This is a genomic window from Alkalihalobacillus sp. NPDC127517, from assembly GCF_050276055.1.
Lineage (GTDB): Bacteria > Bacillota > Bacilli > Bacillales > Bacillaceae_D > Alkalicoccobacillus.
This window is the reverse complement of record NZ_JBNNQX010000008.1, coordinates 155,909-176,466: the sequence shown is the minus strand read 5'-3', so window position 1 is coordinate 176,466 and position 20,558 is coordinate 155,909. Positions and strand designations below refer to the sequence as shown.

The window sequence follows — 20,558 nt, the reverse complement described above, 5'->3', positions numbered from 1 at the left end:
ACTTTGTGTATTCAATTGATAGTTTCAACATGAAAAAATCGTTGACGGATAAATGGTCACTGTCTATAATTCAATTTAAAGAAACATAAAGGTTAATCATTAACTTTTATGTTAATGATATAGTTTTATGAAAGCGCTAACTAAATTGAGCTGGAGGTTTTTTATATGGCAGATCAAAACCGAGCAAAAGTGACCATTGACCGTGAATTCAAGATTGGTGAAATTGATAATCGTCTTTATGGATCCTTTATTGAGCATTTAGGTAGAGCAGTATATGGAGGAATCTATGAGCTAGATCACCCAACGTCTACGGAACAAGGATTTAGGCAGGATGTGTTGGACCTTGTTCGTGAGCTACAGGTTCCGATTGTCAGATATCCTGGTGGAAACATGGTGTCTGCATACAACTGGGAAGATGGTGTTGGTCCTATTGCGGAACGACCAAAAAAGCTAGAGCTTGCATGGCGAGTCATTGAACCCAATTATGTTGGTACAAATGAATTTGCAGATTGGGCAAAGCTTGCAAATACTGAGGTCATGATGGCAGTTAACTTGGGGACAAGAGGAATAGATGCAGCTAGAAATCTACTAGAGTATTGCAATCACCCTGGAGGAAGCTACTGGAGTGATCTTAGGAAGAGCCACGGATACAAAGATCCGCATTCCTTTAAGACTTGGTGCTTGGGTAACGAGATGGATGGTCCGTGGCAAGTGGGTCATAAAACAGCTGATGAATATGGTCGGCTAGCTCTGGAAACAGCAAAGGCCATGAGACTTGTGGATCCGACTATTGAGCTTGTTGCATGCGGAAGCTCAAACGCAACGATGCCAACATTCCCACAATGGGAGGCAACGACACTTGATCACACATATGAAGAAGTCGATTATTTGTCTCTGCACCAATACTACGGGAATCGTTCTGGCGATTCAGCTAACTATTTGGCTAAGACGCTTGAAATGGATCAGTTTATTAAAACCGTGACTGCGACATGTGATTATATAAAAGCAAAAAAACGTAGTAAGAAGACGATGTACTTAAGTTTTGATGAATGGAATGTCTGGTTTCACTCAAATCAAGCAGATCAGGAAATTGAACCATGGGGAATTGCACCACCGCAGCTAGAGGACGTGTATACATTTGAAGATGCCTTACTTGTAGGATCGATCCTAATGACACTCGTACGCCATGCAGATCGTGTGAAGATGGCTTGTATGGCTCAGCTTGTAAATGTAATCGCTCCTATTATGACGGAAACGGGTGGGCGTGCCTGGAAACAAACTATTTTTTATCCGTATATGCATGTTTCGGTTTTTGGTCGCGGAACCTCCCTGCAGCCAGTTGTTTCCTCGCCAAAGTATGATTCAAAGGACTTTACAGATATTCCTTACTTGGATTCTGCAGTCGTCTGGAATGAGGAAAATGAAGAATTAACCGTGTTTTTGTTAAATCGACACCTGAGTGAACCATTAGATGTATCACTTGATGTTAGAAGCTTTTCATCTTATCAATTAAATGAACACATTGTTCTTGAGAACAACGATTTAAAAGCAGTGAATACCGCTCAACACGAAGCCGTTAGACCTCATTCAAATGGAGGAGCATCCTTAGACGAAGGGATTATTCATGCACAGTTGCCAAAGGCTTCATGGCACGTCATTCGACTAGGGGCTAAGAGAAGCTGAGATAGGTGCAAACCTGTCTCTTTTCCATTGCGTCTTAGTTTTGTTCCCGCTATACTGTATGAAAACGAAAACAAAGTGTAAGAGACAAGGATGCAGGTGAAGCAGGATGAAAGCACTTAGCTGGTCAAAAGAGTCATTACCTGTTTATGAAGCGTTGGCGAGTGAGATTCGATTAAGTATTCTTCAGAGCGTATCGAAATCACCAATGAATATTAAAGAATTAGCCGACGCCCATCAAGTCAGCAGTGCGATTATGACTAAGCATGTCAAAAAATTAGAAACAGCGGGTCTTCTCCAAACGGATATGGTAGCTGGAAAAGCAGGAAAGCAAAAAATCTGTCGCTTAAAAGTTGAGAAACTAGAAATCATTTTTCCGAATTTGTTGAATAAGCAACGTGCGTATGTAAAAAGCACCGTTTCTGTTGGTCATTATTCAGACTTTCATGTGGAGCCTACTTGTGGACTGGCTACGGAACAAGCAATAATTGGTGAATTTGATGACCCGCGTTTCTTTATGGATACAGAAAGAGTGAACGCAAAAATCCTTTGGTTTTATCGAGGGTTTGTTGAATACAAACTAGCAAACTTTTTTGACCGAGTGAAGCCAGTGGAAGAGCTGGAGATTTCACTTGAGCTTTCATCAGAAGCCCCTTCTACAAATGAAAACTGGCCATCGGACATAACCTTCTGGTTGAATGGGGTGGAAATCGGTACGTGGAGAAGCCCGGGGGATTTTGGGGAGCGTATCGGAAAATTCACACCTGATTGGTGGCCAAGATCTGTGAACCAGTATGGATTGTTAAAGATGATCCGAATAAAAGAGAATGGAACGTTTATTGATGGAAGAAAAATCTCAGATGTGAGCATTTCAGATGTAGACATTCATCATCCTTTTTGGTTGTTCCGTATTGGAAACCAAGAATGTACAACATGTGTTGGTGGCGTGACGCTTTTTGGTTCATCTTTTGGTAATTACAACCAGGATATTGATTTTCGATTATATTATCGCGAGTAGAAAAAGGAGGGGTGTTATTCATGAGCTTTTATCATAACCGGTTACTTGAACAGGATTATTATCCAGTTGTTCGTTTTTATTACTATAAGGAGTGGGAAGGTTTTAATATGCCGAATCATTCGCATGAAGCCATTGAAATTATGTACTGTTTATCAGGCTCATGTTTGATTGAGGTAGATGGAACCACTCATAAATTGAAAAAGGGTCAGTTTATTTTTATTGATGGCGATGTGCCTCATAGACTTTATGTGGAACCTGGAAAAAGCTGTAGGATGAGCAATATAGAGTTTCATTTTGAGGAGTTACAAACCGTATTTCCATCCTTTAGACAGCTAGTCTCGGAGCATGACGCTTTGCGAACATTAACGGATACGCCAAAATCGTACTTATTATTTCATGATTCTTCCGATGTATTCCAGTGCCTAAACGCTCTCATCCTTGAGCTTGATCGTAAAGAAAACGATTCAGTCTTCACAGAGCAGCTCTTGCTTGGGCAACTTTTCATACGTATGGCTGAGTTAGCCGCAAAGCAACAGAATGATACATCTGAACAACATGTCTATATCCAAAAGTCAATTGAATACATGCACCAGAACTACGACCGGGATATTAGAGTAAAGGATGTGGCTGATGCCGTGCATCTCCATCCAGGCTACTTACATCGAATTTTCAAAAAAGCAATGGGCACATCCGTAAACGGGTACCTAATTAATCATCGTATAACAAAAGCGAAAGAATTGTTAAAACGTACAAACATCACGATTACAGAAATTCCACACTACATTGGTATGAACTCCCAACAATACTTCAGTACAATTTTTAGACAACAGACAGGCTCTACTCCAAAACAGTATCGTAGAGAATCGAGATATACGGACTCTAGAATGGTAAGAAGTGAGCATTTCAAACAAGAAGCAAAATAAAAGTTCCAAAAATGAAAGCGTTATCTAGATGCTAGTGCGACAATGTAAGTAAAAAAGTGAGGTGCTTACATTGTTTAAGGTAACGTTTATTGGTGCAGGTAGTATTGGTTTTACAAGAGCACTTGTACGAGATCTACTTTCTGTTCCTGAGTTTAAAGAAATTGAGCTAGCTTTTACAGACATTAATCAAGAGAATCTTGATATGGTGACAGAGCTTTGCCAGCGTGATATTAATAAAAATAAGTTTAGTATTACGATTCAATCAACAACTAATCAAAGAGTTGCATTAGAGGGTTCAAAATACGTGTTTAATGTTATACGAGTTGGTGGATTAGAAGCCTTTGAAACAGACATTTCCATTCCGTTGCAATATGGTGTGGATCAGTGTGTGGGTGATACGCTGTGTGCAGGAGGCATCATGTATGGACAAAGAGGTATTCCCGTCATGCTTTCCATCTGCAAGGATATAAAGGAAGTAGCACATGAAGACTGCCTTTTATTAAATTATGCGAATCCAATGGCTATGCTGACATGGGTATGTAACGAAGTAGGCGGTGTGAAAACCATTGGTCTATGTCATGGGGTACAAGGGGGCCATAAGCAAATTGCCGATGTGTTTGGTTTAGAAAAACGGGAAGTAGACATCGTTTGTGCTGGAATTAATCATCAAACATGGTACATTCAAATCAAGCATAAAGGGGAAGATTTAACCGGAAAGCTGCTAGAAGCCTTTGAGTCTCATAAAGAATATAGCCAAACAGAGAAGGTCCGAATTGATATGCTGAAACGTTTTGGCTACTACAGCACAGAGTCAAACGGACACTTGAGTGAATACGTTCCCTGGTATCGAAAACGTGAAGGAGAGATCAAAGATTGGATTGATCTAGGGAGCTGGATTAATGGAGAAACGGGTGGATATCTCCGAGTATGTACAGAGGGAAGAAATTGGTTTATGGAGGATTTCCCTAACTGGTTACAAGAGCCCGCTCTTGCGTTTGCCGAAGCAGAACGAGGAGAAGAGCATGGCTCTTATATTCTTGAAGCGCTTGAAACAGGGAGGATCTACCGCGGACACTTTAACACAATTAATCAAGGAACGATTGAGAATCTTCCGGCTGATGCTGTGATCGAAGCACCAGGGTATGTTGATCGGAACGGAATAAACATGACACAGGTAGGAAAGCTTCCACTCGGCTGTGCCGCTGTGTGCCAGGTAAGCATTTCTGTGCAACGCTTAGCTGTTCAAGCAGCAATTACCGGGGACGATCAACTACTCCGACAAGCTTTTATGATGGACCCTTTAGTTGGGGCCGTCTGTAACCCCCCGGAAATTTGGCAAATGGTTGATGACATGTTGATAGCAGGAGAAAGATGGTTACCCCAATATGCAACACGTATCAAAGAAGCCAAGCGAAGACATGAAGCGGAGCCTCGTCTTTCTATAAAAACGGGTCATGGTGCTGCGCGCATACAGGTAAAGTCACTTGAAGAAATGAAACAGAATGCAGAAGAAGCAAAAAAGAATGCACAAGAAGCAGATAAAGCAAAAGACCGTCCAGCTTCCACATCATAAGGAGGACGTATGGTGACATTATTTAAGGGAGTCAAAGGTGTATTAATTGATCTAGATGGAACAGTATTTCAAGGGAAAGAGCTAATTAGTGGATGTGCTGAAGCCATCTCTGCGATTCAAGAAAGCGGAAGGAAAGTCGTTTATCTTAGTAATCGAGGAAACCATTCACGAGACACGGGACTGTTGAAGCTGAGAGAGCATGGAATTAACGTCGAGAAGAGTGACATTATATTTTCTTCCACTGTGACTGCTCGTTTCATCAAAAAGCACTACCCACTTGCTAGTGTGTGGACGCTTGGGAATGAAGGGTTAAAAGACGAAATGAAAGAGCATGAAGTCGCAATAGCAACCCAACCAGAGGAAGCCGATTTTGTTGTGATTACGTTGCATGATGAAATAACGTATGAAGAATTAAATGATGCATTCCGAGCCACTTCAGCTGGTGCAAGAATTATCGCCACAAATAGTGACAAGACGTATCCAGATGAGAATGGACCCGCCATTGACGTAGCCGGGTTTATCGGAGCCATTGAATCAGCGACAGGTCAGAAAACGGAGCTTGTCATTGGTAAGCCCTCGTGCTTTATGGTCGAAGCGGCTCTTGTGCAAATCGGACTTACTGCGGATCAATGTATGGTTATTGGTGATAGTTTAAATACGGACATTGTAATGGGGAATATGCAAGGGATGACAACGGTGCTTGTGATGACTGGGAACACAACAGAGACAATGCTTAATAAGGCTCCAAAACGATCAAAGCCACATTATACGTTTCAAAGTCTAGCTGACCTAAGGAGAGAGCTATGAAACTAGTAGAACGAGTAGATGAGATCATGAAGGAACAAGAATATGAGCAGGAAACGCATCCTGTGATTGTTTCTGATGGTGCGCTGAACGCTCTTGTTGACTATGTGGGAGATCAACCCATTATGACTATTCTGTTAGTAGTTGACGAGCAAACCCTGAGGGCTGCCGGCAAAGAACTAGAGCAGAAGTTAAAGGACAAAGGCCTAAAGCCAATTGTGCATTGCCTGCTTCCAAACGATCAAGGCGATGTCATTGCAGATGAACAAACGATTGTTGATGTACTTATTCAAGTAACCCCTCACGTTGATTGCTTAGTTGCGGTCGGGTCAGGTACGATCCATGATGTGGTCCGATTTGTGAGTGCAAAGATTGAGAAGCCATTTATTTCTTGTCCTACGGCACCTTCAGTAGATGGGTTTAACTCAAAAGGGGCACCAATCATTGTGAAAGGAGTCAAAACCACGTATCAAACGATAGCACCTGTAGCATTATTTGCGGATCTTTCTATTCTGGCGCAGGCCCCAATTGAGTTGATTGCTGCTGGTTTTGGAGACATGGTTGGAAAGTATACCTCACTTACTGACTGGCAAGCAGGAACAATCATAGCTGATGAACCATTTAATCAGGAAGTCTATCAGCTTACAAAGGTCGCGCTCGATGCTTGTGTTGAGCATGCTGAAGCAATAGGAAACCGAGAGCTTAAAGGAATCGAAGCATTAATGAATGCACTGCTTATCTCTGGTACGGCCATGTCGATCTTCGGCGCTTCTCACCCTGCTTCAGGAGCAGAACATCATCTGTCGCACTATTGGGAGATGACCTACTTAGAAGAAAATAAAAAGCAATTGCTTCATGGGGCAAAGGTGGCACGTGCGTCTCTCATTATTACGCAATTTTATAAAGAGATTGTTAGAACAAGCTTGCTTGAAGAGCCGACACAAGAACGGAATAAGCTTGTGGAGTTGATTAATCGGTTGCCGGAGCCAGCGGATATCAGCAAACTCTTGAGGTTAGCAGGGTGGCACCAGGAACAGGCGCCAATTGATGAAGAATTAATTCAGCTAAGTTTACTGAAAGCCTATCATCTTCGTAATCGATGGACTCTTTTACGTTACTATCATGAAACGTTGCACTGGTTACCTGATTTATAAATTTAAAACAAGCATTCCTTCTTATTAGAGAATGCTTGTTTTTGTGTTTTACTAATGAAAATGGAGCTGTTAATCTAGCGACTTGGTGAGTTATCGATTATACTGTAAGGGCTGAAAAGAAGGAGGTTATTATAATGGAACAAACCGTTAAAGTCAGTACACTGCTCGTTCAGGAAAAAGAAACAGTGAATCAGCTTTTAGTGGATAGCTATAGTCAATATGAAGAAGTTTTTAGAAGCCCTGAGGCTTGGGATAATTATATAAATCAAATTAAAACATCGTTAGATAATCCAAATGTAGAGCAGGTTCTCGTGGCAAAACACGGCTCAACAATTGTCGGAAGCATTCAGATGTTTGAATCTGGTGACAAGGCCTACAATCGAGATGAACTGAGTATTGAGCATCCCGTTATTCGCTTACTTGCCGTTCATCCAGAAGCTCGTGGATTAGGGGTTGCTCAAGTTTTACTTAGAGAAAGCTTGGAAAGAGCGGCTGCCAAAGGGGCAAAACGATTATATCTTCATACTGGTGATATAATGGAGAAAGCTTGGGCGCTATATGAATGGTTAGGCTTTGAACGTGATGCAACAAATGAGTTCCGTAATGGCGATTCGGTTGTACGTTGTTACTATTATGATCTACATAAAGATTGGAGCCACATTGCTGCTAAAAACAAAGGGTTATTAGATCAACTAAAGGAAGCATCCCCCATTCTAGGGTGAAATGATTGAAGTGTTTGAACCGGAAAGGTATGCTAAAGATGAATTCATTGTTTATATACGTAAGGACAGAGAGGAATGATTTAAGTGGGTAAAGTAGCGATTATATATGGTGGAAACAGTCGTCAATCAAGATTAAAAGCACTTCAAGAGAAATCAGAAGCATTTTTTAAAGAGCAAGGACATGAAACAAGCTCCATCTATGTGCACGAATTACCTGCTGAGGATCTTATTACTGCAAACTTTGCAAGCGCAGCAATTAAAGAGGCTAATCAAAAGGTAGAAGAAGCGTCTCTGGTTGTCGTGATTACACCAGTATATAAAGCTGCGTATTCAGGCATTCTAAAAACGTTCCTTGATTTGCTTCCACAAAAAGGTCTTGAAGGTAAAACTCTTTTACCACTTGTACTTGGTGGTTCATTTGGACATTTACTAGCGATAGATTATGCTCTTAAGCCAGTACTGTCTTCACTTGGTGCAACTAACATTCTAAGTGGAGCGTATGTGTTAGACTCACATATTGAACGTGCTGAAAAAAATCAATTTATTATCTCCACTGATATTAAAGAACGAATTGATCGTGTTCTAAGTCTTGCAAATGAGGAAGTTAATAAATCGTAGTGTGTGTCATTTCATGTTCGCACCATCAGGCTTGAACATAAGAGTAATCGTTATGAAGAGGCGAATAACCTTGTTACTTAGGGTGTTCGTCTCTTTTTTTTATGTGCTTGAAGTTGGCTAGTAAGCGTCATTTGAATTTTTTTTAAAACTTTTTTTAAAAATTGTGATCCAAGATGACATGGTTCTCGTTACCCTAGTAGATTTACAAAATTGAAAGGGGAGAACAAACATGTATAAAAAGTTTACAGCTGTTGCCTTAAGTGCAGCACTAATGGTTCCGACGATGGCTCAAGCCGCTGATGGAGGGGAAAGCCAATTTAGTGGGGCATCTGATCTCAGAGCAGATTTAGATCATTTACTTTCTGAGCATTTTATTCTAGCAGCATCATCTATGCAAAAGACCTATGATGAAGCATCTGATTGGGAAGAGGTTGAATGGGCACTTGATGAAAACGTAAAGGACATGGGTACGGCCCTTGAACCTCTATATGGCGAAGAGGGAGCAGCAGAATTTGTTCGAATCTTTGAATCTCATAATGGATATACAGATGATTATGTAAAGGCCGTGAAAGATGGAGATGACTCTGCTAAAGAAGAGGCAGAGCAAAATATTGCAGGCTTTGCTGATGAATTCTCAAGTTTCTTAGATGAAGCGACAGAAGGAAATTTGCCTAAAGAAGCAGCAGAAGAAGCACTCGTTGCACACGAAGATGATGTACAAGCTACATTCGATCATTATGCAGCAGGCGATTATATGGAATCGTACGAAAGCTACCGTGTAGGGTATGACCGGATGTTTGATATTAGTAAGGTTTTATCTGGAGCCATTACAGCACAGTTCCCAGACATGTTTGATGGATCAGTGGAGTCAGCTGAGGCTGAATTACGTTCTTCATTAAATCAATTAGCCGGAGAACATTTTGCTCTAGCTACACTTGAACTTGAGAAAGGCTATACACAAGCAGAAGACTTTGATTTTGTTACATGGGCTGAAGATGAACATACAGCTGATTTTAAAGCAGCCATTGAAGGTATTTACGGTGCTGAAGGCGCTGATCAATTTGAGACAGTGTGGCAGCAAGATCATATTAATGCACAAAGCGACTTAGCGATTGCTACTCTTGAAGGCGATCAGGAAGCAAGAGATCAAGCAATTGAACACCTTAAAACATTCTCAAAAGATTTTGGATCATTCCTAGCAACTGCAACAGAAGGAAATCTTCCTGAAGAAGCAGCACAAGATGCTGTATGGACTCACGAAGAACAAGTCATTAAAACATTCGATCAGTTTGTAGAAGAAGACTATGAAGCAAGTGTTAAAACATACCGTGAAGGATACGCGTTTATGTTTGGAATCGGTGAAACGTTAGGTGGAGCGATTAAGGCTCAAATGCCAGATCAATTTGGTAGTGAAGTAATGCCTGAAGAAATGCCTCAAACAGGATTTGGTGGTGCAAGTGATCAATCCTCTATGATGGCTTGGTTAAGTGGAATTGTTGCTTTAGCACTTGGTGGGCTGTATCTATTGCGTCGTAAAGAAAACCAAAATAACGCGTAATGTACTAAAAGACTTGAATAAATGGAGTGAATGGAGATGAAATGGCTTTCTACTTTTTTAACAATGGGATGTTTACTATCCGTAGTTGTAGCTTTTCATACAGCTTCTGCTTCTCCGATGGATCAACATCAAATAGCATCAATCGATTCTGATCTGAAAGTGGAAACCCAAGAAAAGCCTGATGATGAGCAAGTATTAGTGATTCCAGGCAGCGACTCGGAATTTACGTTTGTAGACTCAGCCATGTTGAAAGAAGTAGAAGCCATTCAGTCTCAGATAAAAGAGAGTCAGCTTGCAAAAGACGAAGGAGTTACACCAGTAGAGATAAAAATCCCTGCGCTCGATATAGAGGCCAAGGTTGAGGATGTGGGTATTCTTGAAAATGGCCAAATGGGTGTACCTGATGATGTAGATGGGGTCGGTTGGTTTGAACCCGGAACCAATCCAGGTGCGATTGGAAACTCAGTCATGGCTGGACATGTGGATAGTAGGGTAGGACCTGCTATATTCTTTGACTTAGAGGATCTTGTTCCGGACGATGAGGTTATCATTGTAAGTGATACGGGTGAGGAGCTCACGTTTAAAGTGACAGATAAAGAGAGCTATAATCGAAAAGAGGCTCCCATTAACCAAATTTTTGGAGCAACTGATTCTAGAAGTCTTAATCTTATTACGTGTTCAGGTCTCTTTAATCGAGATGCAGGCACACATGATGAGCGGTTAGTGGTTTATACGGAATTAGTGGAAGAAGATTCGATCCTTGAAGTTGATGAGCCAAGTTCACCTGAGAATGTAAACATCCAAGGAGCTTTTCTAACGTGGCATGCGGTTAGGGATGAGAACGTGGCTGGCTATCGTATCTATCAAGAAGTGAATCCTGATGAGTATGAACATGTGGAAAGTGTATCTGCGCATGAGCGAAAAAGCTTTACAATTCCTCAAGACAAACAAAACCAATCCTATTACCTGACCACTGTTGATCTCTATGGACAGGAATCTGAACCATCTGAAATAATCAACTCAAATCCTTAATGTATAGACCAAGCCTTGATCACATGGCTTGGTCTTATTTTTATAGAATATAGGTATACTAATAAGGGCAAATAGTGGTCAACCCCTACGATATTTCATATAATAACAAGAATACCTCTACTTTATAGAGGGAAAAATAAACATACTATTTCATGGAGGCTTATCATGATACGGTTTGCAACCGAGAATGAGAATGAAGACGATATACGACAAATTAACGAGTTAACGTACTCAATTTTAGAAACGATGGACCTAGAGTTTATTCAACAAACACCAAAAGAGACGTTCCTAAGCTTTCTGGCTACGTTGTTTAGAAAAGAAGGAAATCGATTCAGTTACCACAATTTTTTACTTAGTGAGTTAGAAGGTAGAATTGCTGCAATCGCGATTGTGTATCATTATGAAGATGCAGTGTACTATGATAACCAGTTAAGCAGTGAAATCGCTGCGTTTTATAAGATTGAGGCACCAGCTATTCAAATAGAGGCAAAGCCGGATGAATATTATCTTGATTCAATTGCTGTAGCGGAAGACTTCCGCAATCAAAAGATTGGCACGATGCTTTTAGAAGCTGTCGAGGAAGAAGCCTACGATCAAGGTTATCAGAAGCTTTCATTAAACGTAGAACACTCAAATAATCGAGCGAAACGCCTGTATGAACGCTTTGAATTTACGGAGCTAGAACAGATTGATTTATATGGTCACCCATATTATCATATGGTAAAACATCTAATTGGCTAAAGAACGTTTAGTAGATGGAAAGTGTGGTCTGAAGAAGTAGTATGACAACAAACAATCAGAATCAGCGGGCTTGGAACGATGAATCCTATCAAGCATGGGTCAAGCGATTTGGCGTTCCATCTGAAGCTGCACAAAAAATAAAAGCGGATCCAGAGAAGCCTCTTACAACACTATTACCTCACTTTGGTGAGGTGACAGACAAACGCATCATGAACCTAATGGGTTCAAATGGCACAAAGGCTGTACCATTAGCGCTTCTTGGAGCCGATGTAACGGTTGCTGATTTTTCCCCAGGAAATAAGCGTTATGCGATGGAACTAGCGGAAGCATCGGGTGTAACAATATCCTATGTATTAGGTGATGTGCTGGACTTACAAGTAGAGGTTCAGCCACCGTATGACCTTGTTTTTGCGGAGATGGGTATTCTGCATTATTTTAAGGATTTAAAGCCATTTTTCGAAATGATTTATACCTTACTTGGTGAGAAGGGACAATGTGTTATTCGAGATTTTCACCCTGTTTCTACTAAGCTTATTACGTCAAAGGGAACAACGGCCAAGATCCGTAAGCACAAAGTAACAGGGGATTATTTTGACTCCTCTCTATATGAACAGAACGTTTCTTTCTCAAAGTTTGATACAGAGACGACATCTATGGTCTTACTTAGAAAATGGACGCTCGGAGAAATAGTCACGGCCGCTGCCAAGTCAGGCTTAAAAATAAGCGAATTAATAGAAGAACCAAATCTATCAAGTGACGTCTTTGATAAAGGTATTCCAAAAACATTTGTATTAAAAGCAGTTAAAGCGTAACTAAGAATAAATGAACGTAAAAAAAGTGACTGATGATCCTCAGGTAGGGTCATCAGTCTTTGTCTTTTCATCTATTAAAGTGAAATGCCCAATGGGGAGGAACCCTTTGAAGATTTGTATCTGAAGATTTTAACGTTTCTTCAACCACTAAGAAGGTCTCTTGTTCAATGTTGCATATACCTGTTCTACCTCTGACAGTGTAAGTTCATAAAGCTGTTGACCGTCTTTTTTATAAATATGATGCTTAAGAAGTTTGCTAATTAAGTGTTGTTTACGAATATCAACCGCTTCTTCCAATCTTCCCACTTATGCGCCTCCTTTTATTGTGAATTTGTTCTGGTTCATTATCATATGACCACTATAAACAATCTATTCCAATAAGTAAAGTAAGGATTAAAAAGGTGGACATTTTTCTGTGTATTCTGTAATCTGTTAAGAATACATGGAGGAGTTAGAGAGAGAAGGAGAGATCAGCGTATGAGCATTGAATTAATTGAAAAGCTAAAAGCAGAAAAACAACAGGTGATAGATTGGAGAAGGTACTTGCATCAATACCCAGAGTTGTCCTTCCAAGAATCTAAAACATCAGCTTATGTCGCTGAAACCCTAAAGGGATTTGGGCTAGAAGTGAAAACAAATGTCGGAGGAAATGGAGTATTAGCATATGTTCGAGGCGATCAAGATGGCCCGACCATTGCACTTAGAGCAGACTTTGATGCATTGCCCATTAATGAGTTAAATGATGTTCCTTATAAATCAACGGTAGAAAATGTCATGCACGCATGCGGGCATGATGGTCATACAGCTGCTCTTTTAGGTGTTGCGAAAGTACTATCAACTGTTCAAGATCAATTAAAGGGAACAGTGGTACTCCTATTCCAACATGCTGAAGAATTATTACCGGGTGGGGCGAAGTCAATGATCGAGGCAGGAGCCCTTGAAGGAGTAGATAAAGTATTTGGTGCACATGTATCTTCTGATATTCCTTTAGGAAAGGTTGCTATTCGAGAGGGCGCCATCATGGCTGCGGCAGATTCCTTTTCCATACGTATTCAAGGAAAAGGAGGGCACGGTGCTAAACCACACACGACGGTTGACTCGGTGACTGTAGGAAGTCAATTAGTGACGCACCTACAACAGATTGTAAGTAGACGTGTTAATCCAATTGACCCAGCTGTTGTGACAGTAGGTGTGTTTCAAGCGGGTACAGCCTTTAATGTCATTGCTGATTCAGCTGAAATTAAAGGAACTGTAAGAACCTATAACCCTGATACTAGAGCATTCATTGAAGAAGAAATGAATCACATCGTGAATGGAGTTTGCCAAGCTTCTCATGCAGAATATACCATTAATTATCAAAAGGGCTACCCTGCTGTCGTGAATCATGCTGAAGAAACAGCGATGGTTCGTTCAATTGCAAGTTCACATTTAGGTGAAGATGTACCGGTTGTGGTTGCTCCGTCATTAGGTGGAGAAGATTTTGCTTACTATTTAGAGCAAAAACCAGGTGTGTTCTTCCATGTTGGAGGAAGGACGGATGATGTGTCTACTCAATTCCCACACCATCATCCACGTTTTGATTTTGACGAAGAGTCGTTACATATGATTGGCAAAATGTTTTTGGCCATCGTCACCGAATATATCGGATTTGTAGAATAAGAAAAAGAACGACTCTACCATGATTTATTTGGTGGAGTCGTTCTTTTTTGCGATCATTAACCAGACAAATGCATTCAACGGTTTATACGTAATAGAAAATCCGGTAGATTGGGCCATTTGTGAGAGAGCAGGCAGGGTCGTATAGAATTCGCTCTGCAGATCACAAGCTAAACGATGAAATCCACGTGCTTTTGCATGCTGAATCATGTGCTGTTTGCTTTCCTCTGTTTCAAACATGGTATCAGCGAAAACAATTTGTCCTTCACTTGATAACGTCTTATGATAAAGCTGGAACGCTTTTTGTTTCTCTTGATCTGTAAGATGATGAAAAGCATAGGTGCTAACAATGGTATCGATCTGTTGTTCAAAAGAAGGAAATTGGAGAAAGTTACCCTCGTAAAGGAGTAAGGTTGGATTCTTATGCAATGCTTTTTCTCTCATCTTTTCTGAAGGCTCTATTCCAACTAGGGGGATTCCTTTATTTAGAAATCGTTCGCTTAAATTACCCGTACCAACTCCAAATTCAAGGACTAGCCCCTTTGAATGGAGGACAACCTCATCTAATATGTCTTCGTACAAATGAAAAACGTCTCGATATTCTGCATCCCTTCCACCAACCGTATCGTCATACGTATGAGCCCATTCATTAAATAACTCCGTAAAATCATTTTCCAACGCTTATGCATCCTCTCACATGACTTTTTTAGTACCTTATGTTGTTTATTAGAAAAAGGTAACTAAACCAATCGGATATGTATATAAATGAGTGAGGAGGCGTCGAGGCTTATGCACAAAAGTGTCCATACTCTCATAGGTGAAACACCACTTTTTGAATTAACTCACAAGCTCATTCCTCCAAATGTTCGTGTAATTGCCAAGCTTGAATACATGAATCCGGGAGGTAGTATTAAGGATCGACTGGGAGTGTCTTTGTTAAAGCATGCGATTAATAACAAATACATCACACAAAAAGGAACGATCATAGAGCCAACCGCAGGGAACACGGGGATTGCACTAGCGCTCGCAGCAGTTGGAACGAATGTGAAGGTGCACTGTGTTGTTCCTGAAGGATTTAGCAGGGAAAAACAACAATTAATGCAGGCACTTGGTGCAACGGTGCACATCACACCATACGAAGAAGGAATTGAAGGAGCGGTTGCTTATGCAAAGAAACTGACGGACGAAATGCCTGATAGTTATTCTCCTTGCCAGTTTAAGAATGTACAAAACCCACTAACTTATTATGAAACGCTGGCACCTGAACTATGGTCACAGCTCGGAGGCGACATTGATGTGTTTATTGCCGGTGCTGGAACAGGTGGGACCTTCACTGGAACAGCTCGGTATTTAAAGGAAAAGAACTCTGCTATACGTACGGTAGTTGTAGAACCTGAGGGATCGATTTTAAACGGGGGAACGCCTGGTCCGCATCGAACGGAAGGAATTGGAATGAATCAGGTATCATCTGTGATAGATCCATATTTCTTTGACGGCATCCATACAATTTCAGATCATGATGCCTTTCATATGACGCGACAATTAGCACGTCATGCTGGGTTATTGGTTGGCAGTTCATCTGGTGCGGCTTGTTGCGCCGCGTTAAAAGAGGCGCAAACGGCAAAAAAGGGAGCAACGATCGTGACGATTTTCCCTGACGGTGGCGAGCGGTATCTCAGCACAGGAATATATGAGGAGGGAAAGAAATGAAGAAGAAAACAAAACTTATTCATGGTGGTACACCTCAAGATAAACAGACTGGTGGAGTCAGTTTTCCCATTCATCTCTCCAGTACATTCAAACAACAAAGTGTAGGACAATTTGAATATGAATATGCACGAACAGCAAATCCGACAAGGCAAGCTTTGGAAACATTTATTGCAGAACTTGAAGATGGGGTAGCAGGCTTTGCCTTTTCCTCTGGTATGGCGGCAATTACGACAATATTAAAGTTATTTTCCCCAGGAGATCATTTGCTTGTTTCAAACGATGTGTATGGGGGTACCTATCGTCTGATTGTTCAAGTGTTATTAAAAGAAGGAATTAAAGCTGATTTTGTTGATACGACAAATATAGCGGAAGTTGAGAAAGCCATTAAGCCAGAGACAAAAGCCATTTTTTTAGAAACACCAACCAATCCGCTTCTTTCTATTACAGATATCCGGGAAATCGGTAAGTTATCGAAGGTGTACTCCTTACGTACGATCGTTGATAATACATTTTCCACACCTTATTGGCAAAATCCATTAACACTTGGTGCCGATATCGTGATTCATAGTGCAACGAAATATCTGGGTGGACATAGTGATGTGTTGGCAGGTTTAGCGGTGACTTCTTCCCCTGAGCTGAGTGAAAAAATAGCCTTTTTACAGAATTCAATTGGTGCAGTATTAGGGGCACAAGATAGTTGGCTTCTTATCCGGGGCATGAGAACTTTAGGTATTCGTATGGAGGAAATTGAAAAATCATCGCTACAGATTGCAGCATTCTTAGATCAACATCCATCTGTTACGAAGGTATTTTATCCTGGGCTATCAACTCATCCAGGACACGATATCCATACATCACAAGCGAAAGGCTATAGCGGAATCATCACATTTGAGAGTGGAAACGCAGAAAAAGCTGCTAACCTTGCCGCTTCATTAACTTATTTCACGTTAGCTGAAAGTCTTGGAGCGATCGAAAGCCTTGTCTCCATTCCTGCACGGATGACGCATGCTTCAATACCAGAAGAACGTCGAAAGCAATTAGGTATTACCGATGGATTAGTCCGGTTGTCAATTGGACTTGAAGATTCTATAGACCTAATTGAGGATCTAGATAAAGCACTAAGCTAGAACGGTGGAGGAAGGCAGGAATGATTAATGATCTTCCTCCAAAAAAATGTCTAAATGTCTCATGTGTGATGGTTAGCTCTGTTATACTAAAAGTAAAGAATAATGGGAGGAATTGAAATCATGTCAAAGGTCATTGTATACAGTCGTGTTCCCGAAGATGTTCTTGCCTGTCTTAAAGAGACATTTGAGGTAACCTATTATGAAAAGCTAACGGATGAGAACTACTCGGATTTTATGAAAGAGCTTACAGAGGCGAATGGAGTTCTTGGTTCTGGACTGAAAGTAGATCGTAAATTGCTTGAGAGCGCACCAAAACTATCGGTTGTATGTAACACAACCGTAGGATATGACAACCTTGTATTAAGTGACTTAAATGCATTTGGTGTCTTAGCTACCAATACACCAGAAGTGCTTGATGATACAGTAGCGGATACGATGATGTCATTAATCCTTGCTACAAGAAGAAGAATTGTTGAACTCGATCATCTCGTAAAAAATGGAGAGTGGAAAGCATCGGTAACACCCGAACTCTTCGGATTAGATGTTCATCATAAGAAGCTTGGAATTATTGGAATGGGAAGAGTAGGACAAACCTTAGCCAAACGAGCGGCAGCAGGCTTTGATATGGAGATTCTCTACCACAATCGATCGAGAAACCAATGGGCTGAGGATACATATAATGCGACGTACTGTTCGCTTGACGAACTATTAACGGAATCAGACATCGTGTGCTTGCTAACTCCTTTAACGAAAGAAACACGTGATCTCATGGGGAGTAAGCAATTTTCCTTAATGAAGAAAGATGCTGTATTTATTAATGGCTCAAGAGGTCAAACCGTTGATGAAGATGCTCTAATCCATGCATTAAAAAACGGAGTGATCTATGCAGCAGGTCTAGATGTCTTTAGGGAAGAACCAGTTTCTGCAGATCATCCGCTTCTTAAGCTGAAAAATGTGGTGTCACTTCCTCATATTGGTTCAGCTACTTCGGAAACAAGAGATAAAATGGCTAAGCTAGCTGCCGATAACTTAGTAGCGACGCTGACTGGCAAGGATCCGCTGACACCGATTAATCCAGAGGTTCGTTCTTAACGTCACTTAAAACGCGGGCATAAACTCTTGCATTCATGACAAATGAGAGTATAATACATTTGGCAAGTGAATAGTTTCACAACTGCAGGCAGAATCTTGTCAAAAAGTAGTCACAAAGCTATGACAGGTTTTTGGATTGTAGAATTGGAATCTGTTATTTGCAAGGGTTTATGTTAGACTTAATAAATGAGCCAGGCGATTAAAAAAGTGTCATAAAGGTAAGCTGTAAGACTCTTTTTTGAAAAAATCAGTGGCTTGATCTGGCTAACATGCAGATCTTTTATACTGAGAGAGGAGTCCCAAATGAAAAGTGTGAAGTTAGAAAAGACAGTTGAACAGACAACTTCAGTTTCAAATGTATCCTATTACGCGGATATTCTTTTTGAAACCATTAAAACTGGAATTATAAAGTCAAATGTACTCGCTATGGTTGCGGGACTTTGTTTTGCTTTATTTATACATGGAGAAACGCTTTTGACCCATATGGGATCTATTATTCTAGCGTTACTAGGTAGCTCGCTCGTTATTGGTGCGGCAGGTACTTTTAACAATTTATACGATCGCGATATCGATGCAAAGATGGAGCGAACCAAGAAACGACCGACTGTTACAGGTGCCATTTCAACGAAAGCTGGACTTATTTTAGGTTCTTCTTTTGCCATTGCAGGGACGGTTTTACTAGCACTTGCTAGCCCGCTTGCAGCACTACTTGGGTTTTTAGGATTATTCCTTTATACTGTACCTTATACGATTTGGACAAAACGGAGCACGATCTATAATACAGAGGTAGGAAGCTTATCTGGAGCTGTTCCTCCATTAATTGGGTGGGCTGCGGTATCATCTGATATTTATCATCCGGCAGCGATTGGATTATTCGTTTTAATGTTAATTTGGCAAATGCCGCATTTCTATGCGATTGCGATCCGTAAGCTTGAAGATTACCGAGCTGCTGATGTGCCAATGCTTCCTGTTGTTAAAGGTATTAAGCGTACTAAGATTCAAACGCTTGTTTACTTAGTCGTATTACTTGCTTCATCTGCACTCTTCTTTCCATTCAGTAAAACAATTGCCATTACAGCGTTTGTACTAACATTAGGTTGGATGATTCTTGGCTTAGCTGGATACAAAAAGATGAGTGATTATAAGTGGGCAACTGCTATGTTTATTTATTCTCTTAATCATATTACGATACTGTTTGCATTAATCATTGGGTATTCGCTTATCCTAATGTATGTAAATGGTTGATAATCTTCCTGTTCCGCTCATAGCAGCGGGACAGGCTTTCATGTTTCATCAACCTCATATAGATGAATCTTACTGAAAAGGGGACATCAAGTTGGATAACTTACTCCTCATCCCAATCATACTAGCTTTCGCCATGGGTGGAATTGCGTTGCTTGTGCGAATGAAGGCTGCGAAAAAACCTGCTTCATTAAAGAAAATTATTTTACCACCAATTTTTATGTCTACTGGTTTTCTCATGTTTTTATATGAACCAACTAGGCCTGATTCTTTGCAAGTGGCGGAAGCGCTTGCAGTTGGGATGTTATTCTCGATCTTTCTTATAGTAACCTCTAAATTTGAGATAAGAGATGGTCATATTTATTTACAACGTTCTAAAGCATTTATGTTTATATTAATGGGGTTACTGGTAATACGAATTGCATTTCGCGCGTTTCTAGGACAAAGTATTAACCCCGAAGAATTGTCAGGGATGTTTTTTCTTTTGGCTTATGGCATGATCCTTCCTTGGAGAATTGCTATGTTGTTTTCGTATCGTCGTGTTGAAAAGCAACTCCATCATCAGGAAGATTCATCCATCATAACTGTGAATCAGGAGCCTGCTCCTAATAAGTAGGACAGGTTTTTTTGTTTCTTGGGTTAAAGTGACTGACCCGATCTTACATATAAAAAATTAAAGAGGAGTTGTTATGATGTCTTATAGTATGTTCTATCAATCTCATGCTGGGTCTTGGGCTATTATGATTCTTTTGTTTCTAGTCGCTTACTTCCTCTTCCGTTGGGGAAAGCCGAAGGGATCTAAAATTGTCTACATGGTTGTTCGATTACTCTATGTGATTATGCTAGCCTCAGGGATTGGTCTATTAGTTCTTCGCTTTAATGGTTATAACAATTTTGGTGATTTTGCTTCTGCAAACTGGAGCTTTCTACTCAAAGGTGTATTGGCGGTTATGCTGATTGGAATCATGGAAGTCATCATGGGCAAAACGAAGCGTATTGAACAAACAGGGTCGGTTTGGATTGTTTTTATCGTTCTAACAGCAGTGGTTGTCGCTTTAGGCTACTTGAAACTCTAAGAGTTGAATGATATGTCATA

21 protein-coding genes are annotated in these 20,558 nt (G+C 40.6%); 19 read left to right on the top strand and 2 right to left on the bottom strand.

The window, feature by feature from the left end:
• Window positions 1-165: 165 nt before the first annotated feature.
• The 12 genes from arfA (at window position 166) to ACQKKO_RS12745 (ending at window position 12,635) form a co-directional block, all read left to right on the top strand.
• Window positions 166-1,683 (top strand): arabinosylfuranosidase ArfA, encoded by a 1,518-nt coding sequence (gene arfA, locus ACQKKO_RS12800; RefSeq protein WP_498647759.1) that lies wholly within the window; start codon window positions 166-168, stop codon window positions 1,681-1,683.
• A gap of 106 nt (window positions 1,684-1,789) precedes the next feature.
• Window positions 1,790-2,698, top strand: a complete 909-nt coding sequence (locus tag ACQKKO_RS12795; RefSeq protein WP_498647757.1) for an ArsR/SmtB family transcription factor — start codon at window positions 1,790-1,792, stop codon at window positions 2,696-2,698.
• A gap of 20 nt (window positions 2,699-2,718) precedes the next feature.
• Entirely contained in the window at window positions 2,719-3,621 is a 903-nt protein-coding gene (locus ACQKKO_RS12790) for an AraC family transcriptional regulator (protein WP_498647755.1), read from the top strand.
• Between the two features lie 70 nt (window positions 3,622-3,691).
• The gene (locus ACQKKO_RS12785; RefSeq protein WP_498647753.1) at window positions 3,692-5,194 is read left to right on the top strand and encodes an alpha-glucosidase/alpha-galactosidase; all 1,503 of its coding nucleotides are present in this window, start codon (window positions 3,692-3,694) and stop codon (window positions 5,192-5,194) included.
• 12 nt (window positions 5,195-5,206) lie between these two features.
• On the top strand, window positions 5,207-6,001 hold the full coding sequence (locus ACQKKO_RS12780; protein WP_498647751.1) for an HAD-IIA family hydrolase: 795 nt from the start codon (window positions 5,207-5,209) through the stop codon (window positions 5,999-6,001).
• Window positions 5,998-7,152 (top strand): sn-glycerol-1-phosphate dehydrogenase, encoded by a 1,155-nt coding sequence (locus tag ACQKKO_RS12775; protein ID WP_498647749.1) that lies wholly within the window; start codon window positions 5,998-6,000, stop codon window positions 7,150-7,152. The genes ACQKKO_RS12780 and ACQKKO_RS12775 overlap by 4 nt, the downstream gene beginning before the upstream one ends.
• A gap of 134 nt (window positions 7,153-7,286) precedes the next feature.
• A complete protein-coding gene (locus ACQKKO_RS12770) occupies window positions 7,287-7,874 on the top strand; it encodes a GNAT family N-acetyltransferase (protein ID WP_498647747.1) in 588 nt (195 codons plus the stop codon).
• Window positions 7,875-7,958: 84 nt separating this feature from the next.
• Window positions 7,959-8,492, top strand: coding sequence for an NADPH-dependent FMN reductase (gene ssuE / locus ACQKKO_RS12765; protein ID WP_498647745.1), 534 nt, complete (start codon window positions 7,959-7,961; stop codon window positions 8,490-8,492).
• Window positions 8,493-8,721: 229 nt separating this feature from the next.
• The gene (locus tag ACQKKO_RS12760) at window positions 8,722-10,050 is read left to right on the top strand and encodes a copper amine oxidase (protein WP_498647743.1); all 1,329 of its coding nucleotides are present in this window, start codon (window positions 8,722-8,724) and stop codon (window positions 10,048-10,050) included.
• 36 nt (window positions 10,051-10,086) lie between these two features.
• Window positions 10,087-11,082 (top strand): class F sortase, encoded by a 996-nt coding sequence (locus tag ACQKKO_RS12755; protein WP_498647741.1) that lies wholly within the window; start codon window positions 10,087-10,089, stop codon window positions 11,080-11,082.
• Window positions 11,083-11,247: 165 nt separating this feature from the next.
• Window positions 11,248-11,823 (top strand): GNAT family N-acetyltransferase, encoded by a 576-nt coding sequence (locus ACQKKO_RS12750; RefSeq protein WP_498647739.1) that lies wholly within the window; start codon window positions 11,248-11,250, stop codon window positions 11,821-11,823.
• Window positions 11,824-11,864: 41 nt separating this feature from the next.
• On the top strand, window positions 11,865-12,635 hold the full coding sequence (locus ACQKKO_RS12745) for a class I SAM-dependent methyltransferase (RefSeq protein ID WP_498647737.1): 771 nt from the start codon (window positions 11,865-11,867) through the stop codon (window positions 12,633-12,635).
• A 147-nt stretch (window positions 12,636-12,782) separates the two neighbouring features.
• Here ACQKKO_RS12745 and ACQKKO_RS12740 read toward each other — a convergent pair whose 3' ends face one another.
• On the bottom strand, window positions 12,783-12,941 hold the full coding sequence (locus ACQKKO_RS12740) for a Fur-regulated basic protein FbpA (protein ID WP_498647736.1): 159 nt from the start codon (window positions 12,939-12,941) through the stop codon (window positions 12,783-12,785).
• A 171-nt stretch (window positions 12,942-13,112) separates the two neighbouring features.
• Here ACQKKO_RS12740 and ACQKKO_RS12735 point away from each other — a divergent pair, with 171 nt between their 5' ends.
• On the top strand, window positions 13,113-14,294 hold the full coding sequence (locus tag ACQKKO_RS12735; protein WP_498647734.1) for a M20 metallopeptidase family protein: 1,182 nt from the start codon (window positions 13,113-13,115) through the stop codon (window positions 14,292-14,294).
• Between the two features lie 24 nt (window positions 14,295-14,318).
• Here the strand turns inward: ACQKKO_RS12735 and ACQKKO_RS12730 are convergent, their stop codons facing one another.
• Window positions 14,319-14,969 carry a class I SAM-dependent DNA methyltransferase gene (locus tag ACQKKO_RS12730; RefSeq protein WP_498647732.1) on the bottom strand — a complete coding sequence of 217 codons (651 nt, stop codon included), beginning with the start codon at window positions 14,967-14,969 and terminating at the stop codon, window positions 14,319-14,321.
• Between the two features lie 111 nt (window positions 14,970-15,080).
• Between ACQKKO_RS12730 and ACQKKO_RS12725 the strand changes: the two genes are divergently transcribed.
• The 6 genes from ACQKKO_RS12725 (at window position 15,081) to ACQKKO_RS12700 (ending at window position 20,538) form a co-directional block, all read left to right on the top strand.
• Complete coding sequence (locus ACQKKO_RS12725) at window positions 15,081-16,001, top strand: PLP-dependent cysteine synthase family protein (protein WP_498647730.1); 921 nt, start codon at window positions 15,081-15,083, stop codon at window positions 15,999-16,001.
• Window positions 15,998-17,128 (top strand): bifunctional cystathionine gamma-lyase/homocysteine desulfhydrase, encoded by a 1,131-nt coding sequence (locus ACQKKO_RS12720; RefSeq protein WP_498647728.1) that lies wholly within the window; start codon window positions 15,998-16,000, stop codon window positions 17,126-17,128. Before ACQKKO_RS12725 ends, ACQKKO_RS12720 begins: the two co-directional genes overlap by 4 nt.
• Window positions 17,129-17,245: 117 nt before the next feature.
• Entirely contained in the window at window positions 17,246-18,220 is a 975-nt protein-coding gene (locus ACQKKO_RS12715) for a 2-hydroxyacid dehydrogenase (protein WP_498647874.1), read from the top strand.
• A 303-nt stretch (window positions 18,221-18,523) separates the two neighbouring features.
• Window positions 18,524-19,465, top strand: coding sequence for a heme o synthase (gene cyoE / locus ACQKKO_RS12710; RefSeq protein ID WP_498647726.1), 942 nt, complete (start codon window positions 18,524-18,526; stop codon window positions 19,463-19,465).
• A gap of 91 nt (window positions 19,466-19,556) precedes the next feature.
• A complete protein-coding gene (locus tag ACQKKO_RS12705; protein ID WP_498647724.1) occupies window positions 19,557-20,078 on the top strand; it encodes a CcdC family protein in 522 nt (173 codons plus the stop codon).
• A 76-nt stretch (window positions 20,079-20,154) separates the two neighbouring features.
• A complete protein-coding gene (locus ACQKKO_RS12700; protein ID WP_498647722.1) occupies window positions 20,155-20,538 on the top strand; it encodes a DUF1516 family protein in 384 nt (127 codons plus the stop codon).
• Window positions 20,539-20,558 lie beyond the last annotated feature (20 nt).

Excerpts from the sequence above, each read along its gene's own strand:
- cyoE (WP_498647726.1), top strand. The coding sequence starts at position 18,524 with ATGAAAAGTGTGAAGTTAGAAAAGACAGTTGAACAGACAACTTCAGTT.
- ACQKKO_RS12735 (WP_498647734.1), top strand. The coding sequence starts at position 13,113 with ATGAGCATTGAATTAATTGAAAAGCTAAAAGCAGAAAAACAACAGGTG.
- ACQKKO_RS12700 (WP_498647722.1), top strand. The coding sequence starts at position 20,155 with ATGTCTTATAGTATGTTCTATCAATCTCATGCTGGGTCTTGGGCTATT.
- ACQKKO_RS12745 (WP_498647737.1), top strand. The coding sequence starts at position 11,865 with ATGACAACAAACAATCAGAATCAGCGGGCTTGGAACGATGAATCCTAT.
- ACQKKO_RS12790 (WP_498647755.1), top strand. The coding sequence starts at position 2,719 with ATGAGCTTTTATCATAACCGGTTACTTGAACAGGATTATTATCCAGTT.
- ACQKKO_RS12750 (WP_498647739.1), top strand. The coding sequence starts at position 11,248 with ATGATACGGTTTGCAACCGAGAATGAGAATGAAGACGATATACGACAA.
- arfA (WP_498647759.1), top strand. The coding sequence starts at position 166 with ATGGCAGATCAAAACCGAGCAAAAGTGACCATTGACCGTGAATTCAAG.
- ACQKKO_RS12760 (WP_498647743.1), top strand. The coding sequence starts at position 8,722 with ATGTATAAAAAGTTTACAGCTGTTGCCTTAAGTGCAGCACTAATGGTT.
- ACQKKO_RS12795 (WP_498647757.1), top strand. The coding sequence starts at position 1,790 with ATGAAAGCACTTAGCTGGTCAAAAGAGTCATTACCTGTTTATGAAGCG.
- ACQKKO_RS12770 (WP_498647747.1), top strand. The coding sequence starts at position 7,287 with ATGGAACAAACCGTTAAAGTCAGTACACTGCTCGTTCAGGAAAAAGAA.
- ACQKKO_RS12720 (WP_498647728.1), top strand. The coding sequence starts at position 15,998 with ATGAAGAAGAAAACAAAACTTATTCATGGTGGTACACCTCAAGATAAA.
- ACQKKO_RS12775 (WP_498647749.1), top strand. The coding sequence starts at position 5,998 with ATGAAACTAGTAGAACGAGTAGATGAGATCATGAAGGAACAAGAATAT.
- ACQKKO_RS12755 (WP_498647741.1), top strand. The coding sequence starts at position 10,087 with ATGAAATGGCTTTCTACTTTTTTAACAATGGGATGTTTACTATCCGTA.
- ACQKKO_RS12725 (WP_498647730.1), top strand. The coding sequence starts at position 15,081 with ATGCACAAAAGTGTCCATACTCTCATAGGTGAAACACCACTTTTTGAA.